Annotated in this window: 12 protein-coding genes; 2 read left to right on the plus strand and 10 right to left on the minus strand. The window is 59.4% G+C overall.

Annotated elements, in window-relative coordinates:
- Nucleotides 1-22: 22 nt before the first annotated feature.
- The 10 genes from FHX03_RS31940 to FHX03_RS31985 all read right to left on the minus strand — a co-directional run bounded on the left by FHX03_RS31940 (nucleotide 23) and on the right by FHX03_RS31985 (nucleotide 11562).
- Nucleotides 23-1126, minus strand: coding sequence for a helix-turn-helix domain-containing protein (locus FHX03_RS31940; RefSeq protein ID WP_183857167.1), 1104 nt, complete (start codon nucleotides 1124-1126; stop codon nucleotides 23-25).
- A 122-nt stretch (nucleotides 1127-1248) separates the two neighbouring features.
- Nucleotides 1249-2160, minus strand: coding sequence for a cytochrome c (locus tag FHX03_RS31945; RefSeq protein WP_183780962.1), 912 nt, complete (start codon nucleotides 2158-2160; stop codon nucleotides 1249-1251).
- 30 nt (nucleotides 2161-2190) lie between these two features.
- Complete coding sequence (locus tag FHX03_RS31950; protein WP_183857183.1) at nucleotides 2191-2925, minus strand: TIGR04290 family methyltransferase; 735 nt, start codon at nucleotides 2923-2925, stop codon at nucleotides 2191-2193.
- 20 nt (nucleotides 2926-2945) lie between these two features.
- Entirely contained in the window at nucleotides 2946-3980 is a 1035-nt protein-coding gene (locus tag FHX03_RS31955) for a UDP-glucuronic acid decarboxylase family protein (RefSeq protein ID WP_183857169.1), read from the minus strand.
- Between the two features lie 12 nt (nucleotides 3981-3992).
- The gene (locus FHX03_RS31960; RefSeq protein ID WP_183857171.1) at nucleotides 3993-5093 is read right to left on the minus strand and encodes a glycosyltransferase; all 1101 of its coding nucleotides are present in this window, start codon (nucleotides 5091-5093) and stop codon (nucleotides 3993-3995) included.
- Entirely contained in the window at nucleotides 5090-6181 is a 1092-nt protein-coding gene (locus FHX03_RS31965; protein WP_183857173.1) for a glycosyltransferase, read from the minus strand. The genes FHX03_RS31960 and FHX03_RS31965 overlap by 4 nt, the downstream gene beginning before the upstream one ends.
- On the minus strand, nucleotides 6178-7308 hold the full coding sequence (locus FHX03_RS31970; protein WP_183857175.1) for a glycosyltransferase: 1131 nt from the start codon (nucleotides 7306-7308) through the stop codon (nucleotides 6178-6180). Before FHX03_RS31970 ends, FHX03_RS31965 begins: the two co-directional genes overlap by 4 nt.
- Nucleotides 7309-7310: 2 nt before the next feature.
- Nucleotides 7311-8423 (minus strand): glycosyltransferase, encoded by a 1113-nt coding sequence (locus FHX03_RS31975; RefSeq protein WP_246699328.1) that lies wholly within the window; start codon nucleotides 8421-8423, stop codon nucleotides 7311-7313.
- Complete coding sequence (locus tag FHX03_RS31980) at nucleotides 8420-10462, minus strand: NAD-dependent epimerase/dehydratase family protein (protein WP_183857177.1); 2043 nt, start codon at nucleotides 10460-10462, stop codon at nucleotides 8420-8422. Before FHX03_RS31980 ends, FHX03_RS31975 begins: the two co-directional genes overlap by 4 nt.
- Nucleotides 10459-11562 carry an NAD-dependent epimerase/dehydratase family protein gene (locus tag FHX03_RS31985; protein WP_183780440.1) on the minus strand — a complete coding sequence of 368 codons (1104 nt, stop codon included), beginning with the start codon at nucleotides 11560-11562 and terminating at the stop codon, nucleotides 10459-10461. Before FHX03_RS31985 ends, FHX03_RS31980 begins: the two co-directional genes overlap by 4 nt.
- A gap of 179 nt (nucleotides 11563-11741) precedes the next feature.
- On the opposite strand from FHX03_RS31985, the gene FHX03_RS31990 reads away from it, so the two are divergent.
- Entirely contained in the window at nucleotides 11742-12728 is a 987-nt protein-coding gene (locus tag FHX03_RS31990) for an MDR/zinc-dependent alcohol dehydrogenase-like family protein (protein WP_183857179.1), read from the plus strand.
- On the plus strand, nucleotides 12728-13765 hold the full coding sequence (locus FHX03_RS31995; RefSeq protein WP_183780435.1) for a Gfo/Idh/MocA family protein: 1038 nt from the start codon (nucleotides 12728-12730) through the stop codon (nucleotides 13763-13765). Before FHX03_RS31990 ends, FHX03_RS31995 begins: the two co-directional genes overlap by 1 nt.
- Nucleotides 13766-14581 lie beyond the last annotated feature (816 nt).

A 14581-nucleotide genomic window follows, 5' to 3' on the forward strand; every position in this document is an offset into this window, starting at 1 on the left:
CGGAGACGAGTGGCCGAATTCATCAGATTTTTTGCGCGCCGCGCACCGAAAATCCTATCAATCGCTCGTATTCGGTCTCCGGAATGCCGTAAGATCCATGCGCCTTTAGGATGAGGCCTTCCCGATCGACGATGATCACCTTGCCTCGGACAGATCTGATCAGTTTCTCTCCCTCCAAAACATGGAGCGCATCCGTCACGCCAGAACGCCGCACACCCAGCATGAAAGACATATATTGATGAGTTAGATACAGCACCTCGCTATCCACTCGGTCATTAATCATGAGCAGCCAGCGCGCCAACCTCTGCTCGATTGAATATCGGCCATTGGCCACGGCGGTATAGGCAATCTGAATTCCGAGTGATCGAGCAAATGACGATGTGAGAGAGCGCAACTGCGGCATCTTGTGCACGACACGAAGAAATTTGTCGACGTCAATGCGCTGAGCGGTGCCTTCGATCTGAACCATGGTGTTGTAAGGCGTGCGCCAATCGCCCTCCAGCAAGCCGGCACCTGTCATGCCTTCCCGTCCGATCAGGCCGGCCTCGACCTGCGAGCCGTCGAGCGACACTGCGACGAGCGATACAATCCCCGTTTCGACGAAGGAAACTGAATTTATCTCGCCAAACTGCTGTTCGAGCATCTGACCTTGCATTAATCGTACCTGTTTCAGATGCGGCTGGAGGAGATCGATTTCACGGGGAGGAAGCGCAGAAAGGATAAGATTTTCCTGGCGGTGCGAGGCCTTTAGCGTCGACCCCTCGCAGTCTGACAGGGCCTCGAAAATCGCCTTCTTATCCAGCGGCTTTTCCACGAAGATTCGATCGGCAAAGCGCGGAGGAACGACATCTCGGTTATAGCCCGTTGCGAAAAAGAAGGGGATGTTGCGTTTCGACAGCTCGTCGGCGACGGGAAATACCATCGTACCATGCAGATTGATGTCGAGAATGCCGACGTCGATCTGTGAAGATTCTTCGATGTATCTCAGGGCTTCCTGGATATTGGGTGCAGGGCCGATGATCTTGATACCGGCTTCCGATAAGGCGGAGGCGAGGTCGCTTGCAAGGTCGTAATCGTCCTCGACGACCAAGGCCATCTGCGCTGGCTTTGTGAAAGCCGTATTCATGTCACTTACCTGCCTACGTCAGGTCCTGTTTCAGATGAAAACGTTTGGGTGATCGACCTGTTCCAAGTGGTCGTGCGAAGCCAATATCGCGCCGGTTGGGGCGCGCCGGATGCCATCTGATCCTACGGATGCGGGGTCGGGCGCGGCGGCAGCGATTTCAGGTATCGAGCGATGGCAATGCGGTCGGGCTCTTGGAGCTCCGCTGTGTTTCTAACGACATCTGCCATCGACCAGCCCACATAGCCGTGGTCTGGCGTCTTTCCGCTCCTGAGCATCTCTACGATATCGTTTTCCGACCATGGGCCGATGCCCTCTGGCGTGATGTTCGGATTGAAGCCGACGCCTTCCGAGCTCACTCCCCCGGCAAAGCGGGTTTTCGGTTCTATCGCGCCCAAGGCGTTGCGGGAGGAATGGCATTCTGCGCAATGGCCGAGTACCTCGACGAGATAGGCGCCGCGATCGTGCACAGGCTCACCATTTTGCACCCCCTCTGGCCGGCCCTCTTGAAAGAAAAGGAACTTCCAGAAGCCAACGAACCGGCGAACGCGAAACAGGAAAACGATATCATGGGGCTGCGGCCGAGCGGCAACAGGCTGAAGCCCATGCAGAAAGGCATATAGATCCCTTATGTCGTCAAGCGTCATTCCGGTGTAGCTGGGGTAGGGAAAGACCGGATAATAATGCTGTCCTGATGGCGATACGCCGGCGATCAGGGCATTGGCCAAATCGGCCACCGACCATGATCCGATGCCGGCGTGGCGGTCGGGTGATATGTTGGGAACTCTGAAGGTTCCGAAGGGCGAAGCTAGGGCGAAATCGCCTCCCAGCTTCAGGCGATCGGGCTGGCCGGGAGACGCGTGGCAAGAGGCGCAGCCACCGGCGGCAAATACCAGCCGACCGCGCTCAGCATCTCCTGGTGTAAGCCTTGGATCGTCGGCAGAGAAAGGCGGACGCGGTCTAGTCAAAAGCCAGACCGCGGAGACAAGGACGATCGCGGCGATCGCAATCGAAAATAACCGGGGACCTTTCAGCATTTTGGCACCGGACATTGTGGTGTCTTTGTCTCAGACCGGCGGCGGCTCGACCATGTAGGGCCTCGCGCAGCGGCGGCAAAGATAAACTTCTCGCTCAGGATTGGCTTCAACCAGAAATCCCGAACTGCGCAACATCGCCTCGACCGCTGCCTTATTCGGGATGAACCAATTGGTGGGATCATTCGCGTAGCGATTTTCGACGAAGAACAGCTTCGGAAAATCCGGCTGGTCGAAGATGGCCCATTCCGAGAAATCATAGTCCTCCTCCGCAATGGTACTTCGCTCGTCACCGCGTTGCAGACATTGAAATAGCATCAAATCGCTCACCACATGTTCATAGAGAAGGTCGAGCGCCAGTAGGGGATGACGCAGATGGTAAAGCACGCCCATGAAGAGGACCAAATCGAAGGTCTCCCCGAGGGCGGATACCTGGTAGACCGATAATTGCCGGAATTCGACGTCGAGGCCGAAATGCGCGGCGGCAAACCGCGCCTGCGTGAGATAGCGCGGATCTGAATCGATACCGAGAACCCGCCCGGCATTGCGGCGCTTCATCTCAAGTGCATAAAAGCCGGCATTACAGCCGATATCCAGCACGCTGCGCCCGCCCAGATCTTCGGGAACGACATGTTTGAAGCACTCCCATTTGAAAGCGGGATAATCGCCGAGAAAATGATCCGGGGCGGTTTCAATCTCTCCGAACCGCAAGTTCTGGAACCAGGGGCCGAGCTCAGCCACGCGGCGCTTCAGGGCGAGGTTAATCATGGCTTGCCTCCGTTTTTCGATCAGCCCTGCGCGGTAGCCGCCACGTTTAGATGGCTGCGAGACGCCGTTGCCTGCCGCCGCGGGCCGGTGGCGAGGCTGCTGGCAAACCATTCCACCGTATAGACGAGGCCTTCTGAAAGCGGCACGGTCGGCTGCCAATCGAGAAGTTCCCGCGCTCGCGAGATATCCGGACGGCGGCGCTGCGGATCATCCTTCGGCAGCGGCTTATAGACCACCCCCGTCCGGCTCGGCACCATCGATCGGATCATCTGGGCGAGTTCGTTGATCGTGAACTCCCCGGGATTGCCGAGATTGACCGGCACTTCGGGGTTGCGCCTGAGGTCCATCAGCGCAATTAGGCCGCTGATCAAATCGCTGACATAGCAGAACGACCGCGTCTGCGCGCCGCTTCCATAGATGGTCAGGGGTTTTCCAGACAGGGCCTGTACGATCAGGTTGGAAACAATACGGCCGTCATTTGCCTGCATGCGCGGGCCATAAGTGTTGAAAATGCGGGGAACGCGAGCATCAACACGGCCGGCACGCAGCATGTCGAAGCAGAGGGCTTCGGCGGCGCGCTTTCCTTCATCATAGCAGGCGCGCGGCCCCGTGCAGTTGACATTGCCGCGGTAGTCTTCCCGCTGGGGATGTTCGGCCGGATCGCCGTAGACCTCGCTCGTCGAAGCCTGGAGGAACGAAGCGCCGTTTCGTTCGGCAAGCGCAAGCAGGTTTCCGGTGCCGGCAACGCAGGTCATCATCGTGTGGACAGGATCCGCCTGATATTGCGGCGGCGCTGCCGCGCAGGCGAGGTTATAGATCTGGTCCAGCGGCTCCTCGATTTCGAGGAACTGGCAAACATCTTTTTCGATAAGCCGGAAGCGCGGGTGGTTGGTCAACGGCAAAACGTTATCCGGCGAGCCGGTAATATAACTATCAACGCAGATAACGCAGTCACCACGACCGAGGAGGGCATCGCAGAGATGGGACCCTACAAAGCCGGCTCCCCCTGCCACCAGAACAGTCTTGGCTTTTCCGCGACGATTGACTTGCAGCATCGATACTCTCCTTCACGCTGAAAGACGCTCATAAGCTCGGATTGACGGCAGTGTCGAAATGGTCTGGGCGAGTTCGACAGCACGTGCGGTGCCGGTATGGCCCCTCAAGATGCGCCTTCTGGCGGCAGCGGAAATCGCGATGCGGTCCGCATCGGCAAGTTCGGTCAACACCGCCACGACATCGGCTGGTCCTTGCGCAACAAGCAAAGCCTCCCCAGCCGGCAGAAGTTCATCGAGCCCGCGCCAGAAGTCGCTGACAACAGCCGTTCCGCAGGCAGCGGCTTCGAACAGCCGCACGCTAGGCGACCAACCGGCGGCGATCATGTCGCTGCGGGTCACATTCAAGGTAAACCGTTGCCTGGTGTAGAAGCTTGCATGATCAGCCGGCGCCAAATGCTCGATGCGCTCCACATTCGCCGGCCAGTCGATCTCGGCGGGATATTGCGGCCCGGCGACGACGAAACGCATGGATGGCAGGCGACGTGCCGGCTCCAGAAGCAGGCGCTCCAATTTCGGCTGGCGATCCGGGCTGTAGGTTCCGAGGTAGCCGAGATCCCAGCAAGATGTCTCACCTGTGTTGGCATATCGGCTTTCGTCGACCGAGCAGTAAAGTGCCACAGCTCTCTTCGCCCCATATCTATTCTCCAGCCAGGTCAGTACCTCTCCTCCGGAAAAGGAAAAGTAGGCGTCAAAGATCGGAATCTGCCGCAGCGCCAGATATTCCTCCTCGCCGCGATCAAGCTTTGCGAGCGTTACAGGCGTGTCGATGTCGTAGAAGCAGAGCCCTTTTGGCTCAAGCTTGCCGAGTTTGTCGATGAGCGCCACACCCTCAGGCACGTAGGATCCGACGATGACGGCATCGGCTCCTCTCAGCCGGTCTCGATGAAGGTCAATCATCGGCTCGATGTCGGCGTAATAGGCGAGGTCGCAGAAGTCCGGTGAAGCAAGATCGCGTTGACTTGCGTACCAGGGGACGTCCCGCTCCAGGAACAGAACCCGGTGACCGTCCTGGCGAAGCCCTTTGATGAGAGCGCGGTAAGTCGTGGCATGGCCGTTTCCCCAGGACGAGGAAATTGAAAGCCCGATAAAGACGATGTCGAGCGACCGGGTCATTCGGCTGCCTCCATCCGCGCGCCGAGACGAGCGCGGAAAATCCTGTCCACGGCTTCGGCACGATTGGTGTAGGTGTGCTCTGACAGCACGCGCTGACGCGCGCTCTCGCCGATTTTCCGAGCCGACTGGCGCGACAAGCCGGCAACCAGCGCCGCCACGTCCTGTCCATCGCGCGCGACCAGGATTTCCTCATCGGGTTTCAGGAAGAACTCGATGCCTTCCCAGTCGTCGGTAATAAGGCAGGCGCCGGCGCCGGCAGCTTCGAAGACTCGTGTCGCTGGCGAGAAACCGTTTTCCGCCATGCTGGCGCGCGATACGTTGAGAACCGCCATCGGCGTCACATTGAAGGCGTTATGATCCCGCGTCGGCACATGGCCGATATAGTGAATATTTTGCGCGACCGGCCTGTCATGCCAGCCCGAACCGCCAAGCAGGAATGTCCGGTCCGGCAGACGAGACGCGGGCTTCAGAAAGAAATGCTCGACCCGCGCCTCTCGATCCGGCAAACGGTTGCCGAGGAAGGCGAGATCGGCAGAGAAGCGTATGTCCTCCGGCACCGGGTGGTGCGTTTGCGGATCGAGCGCATTGTAGATAGGCACGCAGTCGGCCGCGCCCACTGCGCGGTATGTGCTTACCACAGGATCGCCGCCGCCATAAGTGAGTACAAGATCGATCCCGCAAAGCGCTCGGCGCAGCCGATGATCGGGATTGGCCTTGAGTTCGGCAAGCGTTGCCGGTGCATCGACGTCCCAAAAGATTTTCAGGGCCTGCGGCCGCGCGTGGCCAAGCACCTCTTCCAGAAGCTGATCGTCTTCAAAACCGACGCCGCTTGCCTTGACGACGATATCGGCCTCTGCCGCAGAGCCGCTGACGGCCTTCAAGGCGTCGATCGTGCCTTCGTAGATGACGACCTTGCACCAGTCCGGCGGATCTATGTCGCGGTTCTTTTGCCGATCATAGACATCGGGTTCGTAGAAAGTAATGTCATATCCTTTCGCCGCCAACGCCCGCAGCAGGCCGCGGTAATAGGTGGCAGCGCCATTCCAATAGGCGGAGACGAGGCTTGAACCGTAAAATGCGATCTTCATTCGGCTGCCTCGCGGGATTGGAGATTGGTGGTGACGCGGTTCGTGCCGCAGCGCGTCAGGACTGCGAAAAGCTCGTCGACGCGATGCCGGCAGGTGTGGCGCGCCTTGATCGTCGTCAGACCCGCCGAGGCGAGGCTTGCGGCGTAATCGGGCTCCGAAAGAACGTCACGCAGATTCCTCTTCATCTCCTCGCCGTCGTGAACGAGAAGAAAGTCCGTGCCCGGGGAGAAGAGGTGTTCAGCATCGTCCCAGGGTGCCGAGATCAATGGTATCCCGCAGGCAAGGGCTTCGAAGACGCGGATGGTTGGAATACCCGGCAGATGCTCAACATAGGGGCGTCGCGGAATGTGCACGGTCACCTTGTGGCTGGCGAAGGCGGCAGGAACATCCGAATTGGCGATCCATCCGCCGTAAGCGATACCGGCGCTGCGAAGGGCGTCGAGCGCCTGATCGGGATAGCGGACGCCGCGAACGGTGGTTGTCAGGCCAAGCGATTGGGCAGGACCGACCAGGAATTCAGCGATCTCGGCCGACCGTTCATCATCACCCCAGTTGCCGATCCAGATGAGATCTCCGGTTCTTTCGATGTCCGGCATTGGCCGAAACAAAGTGTCGTCGGCGCCTTCGTGCCATGTGAACACGGACTTTCCCCAGCCTGCTTTGAGATAGCGTTCCCGCAAGGTCTCGCCGAAAGCCAGCACGCCGTCATAATCGCGAAGGCTCAGCCCGGCGATGTCGCCTTCGGCCGAGACTGCCCGATGATGTGTGTCGTGAAAGAGCAGCGTGAAGTTGGTGCCATTGCTCCGGATGCGGCCGAGACGAGCCACCAGTTCAGGCTCCGTCCATTCGTGGACGATGACGACATCAGCATCCCCAAGCGCGGCTTCATGATCGAAGCTCTTTTCATAGATCTGCGAGCGGTGCTGCGGAAAGGACTGGTAAAACCTCGCGATTGCCGAGGCGCCCTGATCGCCGACGAGGTTGGTACGGCTCCAGGCATCTTCCGGTTCCAATGCCAAAGTTTCATGGCCACGCCGCTGGAGGTCGCGCATCACACCGCGAAGAAAATGCGCGTTGCCGTGGTTCCAGTCGGAGATGAGCGAATGGGTATAGAAAACGAACTTCATGATCACTCCGCGGCTGTCGATAGGGTACGGCCAAGCCTGCCGGAATAGATCCCGAACATGGCTTCGGCCTGCGCTTCCAGGCTGAAGCGAACCGATCGCTCCTGCGCCTTCTGGCCGAGGGTCGCGCGCAGCTGCGGATCATCCGCAAGGCGATTGAAGGCATCGGCGAAAGCTTCTGGATGATGCGGATTTGCAAACAGCGCGGCATCGTCCCAGATCTCCCGATACGTTGGAATATCGGAAAGCACCAAGGCTGCGCCGGCCCTCGCCGCTTCGAGCGCTGCCAGCCCGAACGGTTCGAAAAGGGATGGAGAAGCGACGATTGCCGCCTGCCGCGCCAGGACCGCCATCCGCTGACGCGCAATCTCGCCCAGATGGTTGGCATGGTGAAACCGCAAATATTGACCATTGGGACCGCTGTCGGCACCGGCCACCATCACTGGCCAGCGGGAAAGAGCTGCCGCTGCGTCCAGAACGGCGCCGTTTTTCCCCTCGTCCCACCAGCGGCCGGCCGCCAGGACGAAATCCTGTTTGGGCTCGCTGGAATGATCGAGAGCGCTCGCATTGTAAACCACACTGAGGTCCTGGATCTGTCCATAGGTCGCCTCCATCGCGGCGGCATGGCTGCGGCTCGGGGCAATCACCGTGTTCGCACGGATAAAACCTGCCTGATTCAGCCGATATTGCCATTGCCAGTCACGTGGGACCGCGGTGCCGCGCACGGCGGCAAACCAGGTCACCACACAGGAATGACAGACCACGATGACCGGTAGGTCCGTCTGCATGCCGGCTGCCTGCGACGGCGTATTGAGATGCAGAACATCAACCTCCTCGCGGCGGGCGAGATCGGCAATCAAACGCGGCACTTCGGCAACTTCCCTTTCATGCCCTGCCATCCAGTCGAGCGGCGCCTCCAGCCAGTTAAGCGTGCCGAGCCCCTTTGCTTCGGCAACCTTTTCCGCCGTTGGCACCGGCCCCAGGCCGGCGAAGACAACCTCGATATGGTTTGGTTTCAAGGCGGCAGCCAGATCCATGGCGTAAGACCAGACCCCGCCGAGGGCGTCGACGGTCATCAGCACGCGGCGGTGCCGGGTATCTCGCGCGTTTGCGGTCATGCCATTACCTTCCGCTTTTCCCTGCGGATCTGTTGGCCGCCGAAACGATTGACGATCAGCCATTCGGCAAGGTGCCGGAGCCCATTGCGCCATCCGACGCGGGCGGCCCAGCCAGTTTCCCTTTCAAGTTTCCGCGTATCCGCGACGAAGTAGGCCTGGTCGCCGGCCCGCCACGGGCCGAAACTTGTGTTGACCGGACGACCGGTAATCTCCTCGATCTCTCGCAGCACCGAAAGAACGCTGACGGCATTGCGCGGTCCCCCGCCAAGATTGAAGGCTTCGCCGGAGACACGGTCGACATTGGCGAGCAGCGAGCGGTAGGCAGCGACGGCATCGTCCACGTGAAGGACGTCGCGAACCTGTTTGCCGCTGCCGTAAACCGAAATGGCTTCTTCCCCGAACGCCCGGATGAGAAAATGCGCGACCCAGCCCTGGTCCTCGGTGCCGAATTGGCGCGGACCATAGATGCAGCTCATCCGTAAAACGGCGGCCGGTATTCCGAAGGATTTGGCGTAGTCGAGGACATATTGGTCGGCGACACCTTTCGAACAGCCGTAGGGCGTGCAGAAGTCGAGCGGCCGATCCTCGGCTATACCCTCCATCCGTACGGTGTCGTTTTTGGGAACATATCGGTCGTCGAGCTCGACCATGGCGAGATCATCGAGGGCGCCATAGACCTTGTTGGTGCTGGCGAAGATGACTGGCGCCTGTCTGCCTGCCTTGCGTACCGCTTCCAACACGTTGAGGGTGCCTCGAGCATTCGTCTCGAAATCGGCGAGCGGATCAACAATGCTCGTGGTCACAGCTGTCTGGGCGGCATAGTGGAAGACAGCCTTGGCATCCTTAAAGGCGGCTTCGATACCCATCAAGTCGCGAACATCGGCAAGGACCGGATACACCCTCGCTCCATGCCGCTCGATCAGCCATGAGAGGTTCTGATCGACCCCCGAGCGACCAAGATTGTCCAGAATGATGACGTCTTCACCGTCGCTGGCCAAGCTGTCGGCGAGATTGGATCCGATGAACCCACTGCCGCCGGTGATGACAACAGGTGCCGCGTCAGAGGCAATGTGCGGAGCAGCGAGGGCAGCAACCTCCTCCAGTCTGGTGACGCCACCTTCCATCAGAAGTCTGGCCAAGAGCTTCGGCTTGTTGTCGTGTGTAACGGCTCCGAGGTGATAGTGTCGCGGATCGAACCACAGACCTTCCTGAACAGGCACGTCCGGCGGCACATCGCACCAGGAGTACCAGAACATTCTGTCGGCCGGCACGTTAAGCGCCTTGATGAAGCGTTGCGCCTGTTCGATCTCGTCATTGCGCCAGGTAGAATAGCCCGCTTCGGTAATCCATATCTCCGCCTCGGCATTGTAGCGATCTATAATTCCTCGCATCTCGCCCAAATGCATATCCCAGCCGCCCCATGTGGCTTCCTCACTATCCCAGGTTCCGGGAAAGCCATGGAAGCCGACAGCATCGACAACGCCGAGCACACCGCGCACGCCCATCAGATTGAGCCAATAGGGATCAAAGGGGCACGGGCCGCCGAGCACGGGTTTAAAGCCTCTCTGCTTGGCCCAGTAAGCGGCGCCTCCGACCATCTCGCAAAAAAGTAGGAAATCGCTGTCGTGGCGCCAATCCCAATCAAGCAGGTTGTTGGGTTCGTTCCACAGCTCGATATGGCGGAAATGTTGGCCGTAGCGCGTCAGGATATGATCGACGAAATCGGCATAGGATTTGAGGTCGACCGGGGCGCCTGACGCCTTTCCCGTTCGCGAGAGCGAAGGTGGGGTGTAATGGATGCAGGGCAGAAGGTCGGTCTTGCTTCCGACGCGCGGGATCAGCCAATCAAACCATTGCTGGCCGCCGGGCGCCAAATATTCGGCCCAGGAGAGATGCGTGCGGAGATAACTAGCGCCGCTTGCCAGAATAGCAGGCAGCACGGCCTCAGTCCGCTCATACTCTCCCGGCCGAAACCACTCGACGAAGCCGAACTGCCTCGTCTCCTGCTGGCTGGGTGTTTGAGAGCTGATTTTCTTCATGAAACCAGCCCCCGCTCTTCCAGTTGACGCTTCATCTCGGCGCCGCGGTCGACAGCTCCGGTCTCGCGAACCCATTCGGCAAAAGGACCAAGCGAATTTTCGAGCAGATATCTCGGCTCGTATCCAAGCAGTTCGCGTGCTTTGGAGATATCGGCAAAACAATTGCGGATGTCGCCCGAGCGAGCCTTGTTCATGATGTCGGGACTGATCTCCGGCACGCCCAAGGCGTCGGCGAGCAGCGTCGCAGCATCGGCGATCGAATAAGCCTGGCCGCTGCCAATATTGATCGCGTGGCCGGCTGCCGCCGGTTTTTCCAAAGCCAGGCGAAACGCCGTTGCCACATCGCGAACATGGACGAAATCGCGCCGTTGCCTGCCATCCTCAAAAATCATCGGCGGCTGACCATTGGCAAGTCGCGAGGCGAAATTTGCTAGCACGCCGGTATAAGGATTGGACAGCGCCTGCCCGGCGCCGAAGACATTGAAAAGGCGCAGGGCGACAGCGTCAACGTCGTAAGCTTCGCCGAAGATCAAGACCTGCTTTTCCTGCGCGAATTTCGTTAGAGCGTAGATGGAGGCAAGATCGACTGGCTTCTCCTCGTCGGTCGCGACCGGCGTCAGCAGCCCGTTGTCAGGGCAGAGCGGCTCCCACTGGCCCTGCCTCACGTGATTGGCGCGCCGCCTGACATAGCCGAGCCGCCGACCGTCGGCCGTGGCATATAGCCCTTCGCCGTAGACGCTCATCGAGGATGCAACGACGATTTTCTGCACTGGCAAGCCGATCATCGCTTCCAAAAGCACCGCTGTTCCTAGATCGTTGCTGCCGACATAGCGGGCGATCTCGTACATCGACTGTCCAACACCCACCTCGGCGGCAAGATGGATGACACCATCGACGTCAGCGAGCGCTGCGCCGACGGCGTCCTTGTCCATGACATTGCCCCGGACGACCTCCGCTCCTTCTGGCACGCTCACTTCCGCATCGGCATGGACCTGATCGATGAGCGCATCGTAAATGCGCACGTGATAGCCGGATTTCAGAAGTTCTTCAGCGACATGGCGACCGATAAAGCCGCAACCGCCTGTTATCAATATCATCATTATTGGACCCATCCGGTTGAAGAAATAGCTTCAGAGATAGCGGTCGAACCGGACTTAGATGGAAAAGTTCCTTCATCAATGACATCTTTATTGACTTCATCATCTATGACTTCTTTGACTTCCCCCGGAACTCTTCAGCGGCACTGCAGTTTGAGGCGTGCCATACTGGAGGACATCTCATGGATATTGCGGCAAGACCCGCGGCAGAGCTCATGCGGGCTGCAATCGTCACCGGCCCCGGCAGTCTTTCGGTCGAGAGCCGCGTCTTACCGGAACCCGGTCCCGGCCAGGTCAGGATCAAACTGGAAGGCTGCGGCGTCTGCGCGTCGAACCTTACGCCCTGGGCAGGACCCGATTGGATGATATTTCCGACGGAGGCCGGCGGGCTGGGCCACGAGGGCTGGGGGACAATCGACGCCATGGCCGCCGACGTCACGGGCCTTCAACTGGGAGACCGCGTTGCCGCTCTTTCCTACCATGCCTACGCCACGCACGACATCACCGACGCTTCGACAGTTGCGAGATTGCCTGGCGAGTTGGACGGGAAGCCATTTCCAGGCGAACCGCTCGGATGTGCCATGAACATCTTCAGCCGCAGCAATATCCAACGCAGCCAGACTGTCGCCATCATCGGAATCGGCTTTCTCGGCGCACTCCTTACCCGGCTCGCCGCAGCAGCCGGAGCGAGGGTCATTGCCATTTCACGGCGGCCATACTCGCTCGAGGTGGCGAGAAAGATGGGAGCAGCCGAAACGATTGCGATGGACGATCACTGGCGCATCATCGACAGCGTCAAAACGCTGACAGGCGGCAATTTCTGCGACAATGTCATTGAGGCCGTCGGCAAACAATGGCCGCTCGACTTGGCGGGCGAGCTTACCAGGGAACGGGGCCGGTTGATCGTCGCCGGCTATCACCAGGATGGGCCGCGTCAAGTCAATATGCAGCTATGGAACTGGCGCGGCCTCGACGTCATCAATGCCCATGAGCGCGATCCCGCCATTTACATGCGGGGTATCCGCGAGGCCATAGAAGCGGTGCGGCTGGGGCGGATCGATCCCCTGCCGCTCTACACGCATATCTATCCCCTGGAGAGGCTGGACGAAGCGCTAAACACAACGCGCGACCGGCCGGATGGCTTCCTGAAAGCACTGGTGCGATTTTGATGAATGAGTTGATCTTCGGACAGGCGGCGGTCTCTGCCGTCAAGCCGTTAAAGCTAGGTTTTCTCGGTGTGGGATGGATCGGCCGGCATCGGATGAAGGCAATAGTTGAGAGCGGCGTGGCCGAGGCCGTCGCTATCGCCGATCCCTCGGCCGAAATGGCTCGGGAGGCCCGCAAGCTTGCGCCAGATGCCCGGGTGGTCGTGGATCTTGACGATCTACTTGACCAAAAGCTCGACGGCGTCGTGATTGCGACACCGAGCGCGACCCACGCCCGACAATCAATTCGCGTCCTGGAAGCCGGCGTCGCCGTCTTCTGTCAGAAACCTCTCGGACGCACGGCCGCCGAGGTGAGGGCGGTCGTCGACGCATCAAAGGCAGCCGACCGGTTCCTGGGTGTCGATCTATCCTATCGCTACACCCAGGGCCTACAGCAGATCCGTGAGATCATCCGCGCGAACGTTCTGGGGAAGGTATTCGCCGCCAATCTGACCTTTCACAACGCCTATGGACCCGACAAAACCTGGTTCTACGATAAAGCCCTCTCCGGCGGCGGCTGCGTCATCGACCTCGGGGTTCATCTTGTGGATCTGGCATTGTGGTGTCTCGATTTCCCATCGATCACTGCTGTCACCAGCGAGCTCAGATCGGGCGGAGAAAAGCTCCGTGACACTGGCCAGGTTGAGGATTTCGCCTCTGCGACGATGACGCTTGCCAACGGCGGAATCATTTGCCTGACCTGTTCGTGGAGGCTTCATGCCGGCTGCAACGCAGCAATCTGTGCTGAATTCTTCGGGACCGAAGGTGGCGCCTCATTTCGCAACGTTGACGGCTCATTTTACGATTTTACGGCCGAGAGATTGTCTGGCACATCCCGGCAAATGCTGACCCTGCCGCCGGACGATTGGGGCGGACGCGCAGCTGTCGACTGGGCAAGACGACTGGCTGGCGGTCAGCGTCACGACATCGCTTGTGAGGAATTCATAGCGGTTGCCGAGGCAATCGACCGGATCTATCGCACAAGCGGCGAGCGATCCTAGGTGTCCTTGACGAGGCCGTTGACGACGATCGTTGCATACCGAATAAACGCGACCGCTCCCGCCCTTCCGATCAGAAAGCTCCTGCCTGCATGAGCGTGGGACGCTTTCTGGCGGATCAAAATGCAGGCCGCCGTATTGGATCCTTGTCCGACCCGGCGCTCATCGTGCTTGCTCCGTCGCCGCTTCAGTGATGTCTCATGCGGTCCCGGGATGGAGAATCAATGTAAAAGCGAGCCGCGCCAAGGCGCGCGAGAAAGGATACTGTGACGACGAACAGCATCATTCGCCGCGGCGCCCTTGCGTTTTCGTAGCGTAAAGCCACGACCGAGTTCCAGTCCTTCCTCCTCGCGCTCATGGCGACCTCATCTGTTCATCAAGCTCGTCCTTAAGCTTCATCAGGACCTCCGCGCAGTGGCGAGGCTTTGACGCGATCGATTTCCCGCATTTGTGAGACACCAAATGGCCGCTGTCATAAGGACTGCCAGGGCCGCTTTGAGCAATCATCTCATTCTTCGGCAGCCGTTTGCACCGGTCGATGTCTTAGCGCCTCTGTTCATCACGTTCTCCAACAGACGATGGTGAATGTCCCGGCAGACCGGACAGAAGGTCGTCGCGGTGCAAACCCCAACAGATATGGCCGTATGAGACAGCTCGTAGACCATGCGACTGGCGTGAAAACTCTTTCAAATTCGATCTTGCCCACGCGTCGGCACCTGCCAGCGGAACTTTTGCGCAAAGCCGGGGTTGGAGCGCCGTCGAGAATTGCTGAGGAGAACCCCATCGTGAAAGCTCTGACCTGGCACGGCAAGCATGATA

It is taken from the genome of Rhizobium sp. BK456, from assembly GCF_014194045.1.
Taxonomy (GTDB): Bacteria; Pseudomonadota; Alphaproteobacteria; order Rhizobiales; family Rhizobiaceae; genus Rhizobium; species Rhizobium redzepovicii.

What these genes read in the sequence shown, in the direction of transcription:
- FHX03_RS31950 (WP_183857183.1), bottom strand. Translation starts at nt 2,925, where the DNA reads ATGATTAACCTCGCCCTGAAGCGCCGCGTGGCTGAGCTCGGCCCCTGG.
- FHX03_RS31970 (WP_183857175.1), bottom strand. Translation starts at nt 7,308, where the DNA reads ATGAAGTTCGTTTTCTATACCCATTCGCTCATCTCCGACTGGAACCAC.
- FHX03_RS31955 (WP_183857169.1), bottom strand. Translation starts at nt 3,980, where the DNA reads ATGCTGCAAGTCAATCGTCGCGGAAAAGCCAAGACTGTTCTGGTGGCA.
- FHX03_RS31960 (WP_183857171.1), bottom strand. Translation starts at nt 5,093, where the DNA reads ATGACCCGGTCGCTCGACATCGTCTTTATCGGGCTTTCAATTTCCTCG.
- FHX03_RS31965 (WP_183857173.1), bottom strand. Translation starts at nt 6,181, where the DNA reads ATGAAGATCGCATTTTACGGTTCAAGCCTCGTCTCCGCCTATTGGAAT.
- FHX03_RS31975 (WP_246699328.1), bottom strand. Translation starts at nt 8,423, where the DNA reads ATGACCGCAAACGCGCGAGATACCCGGCACCGCCGCGTGCTGATGACC.
- FHX03_RS31940 (WP_183857167.1), bottom strand. Translation starts at nt 1,126, where the DNA reads ATGAATACGGCTTTCACAAAGCCAGCGCAGATGGCCTTGGTCGTCGAG.
- FHX03_RS31980 (WP_183857177.1), bottom strand. Translation starts at nt 10,462, where the DNA reads ATGAAGAAAATCAGCTCTCAAACACCCAGCCAGCAGGAGACGAGGCAG.
- FHX03_RS31990 (WP_183857179.1), top strand. Translation starts at nt 11,742, where the DNA reads ATGGATATTGCGGCAAGACCCGCGGCAGAGCTCATGCGGGCTGCAATC.
- FHX03_RS31995 (WP_183780435.1), top strand. Translation starts at nt 12,728, where the DNA reads ATGAATGAGTTGATCTTCGGACAGGCGGCGGTCTCTGCCGTCAAGCCG.
- FHX03_RS31985 (WP_183780440.1), bottom strand. Translation starts at nt 11,562, where the DNA reads ATGATGATATTGATAACAGGCGGTTGCGGCTTTATCGGTCGCCATGTC.
- FHX03_RS31945 (WP_183780962.1), bottom strand. Translation starts at nt 2,160, where the DNA reads ATGCTGAAAGGTCCCCGGTTATTTTCGATTGCGATCGCCGCGATCGTC.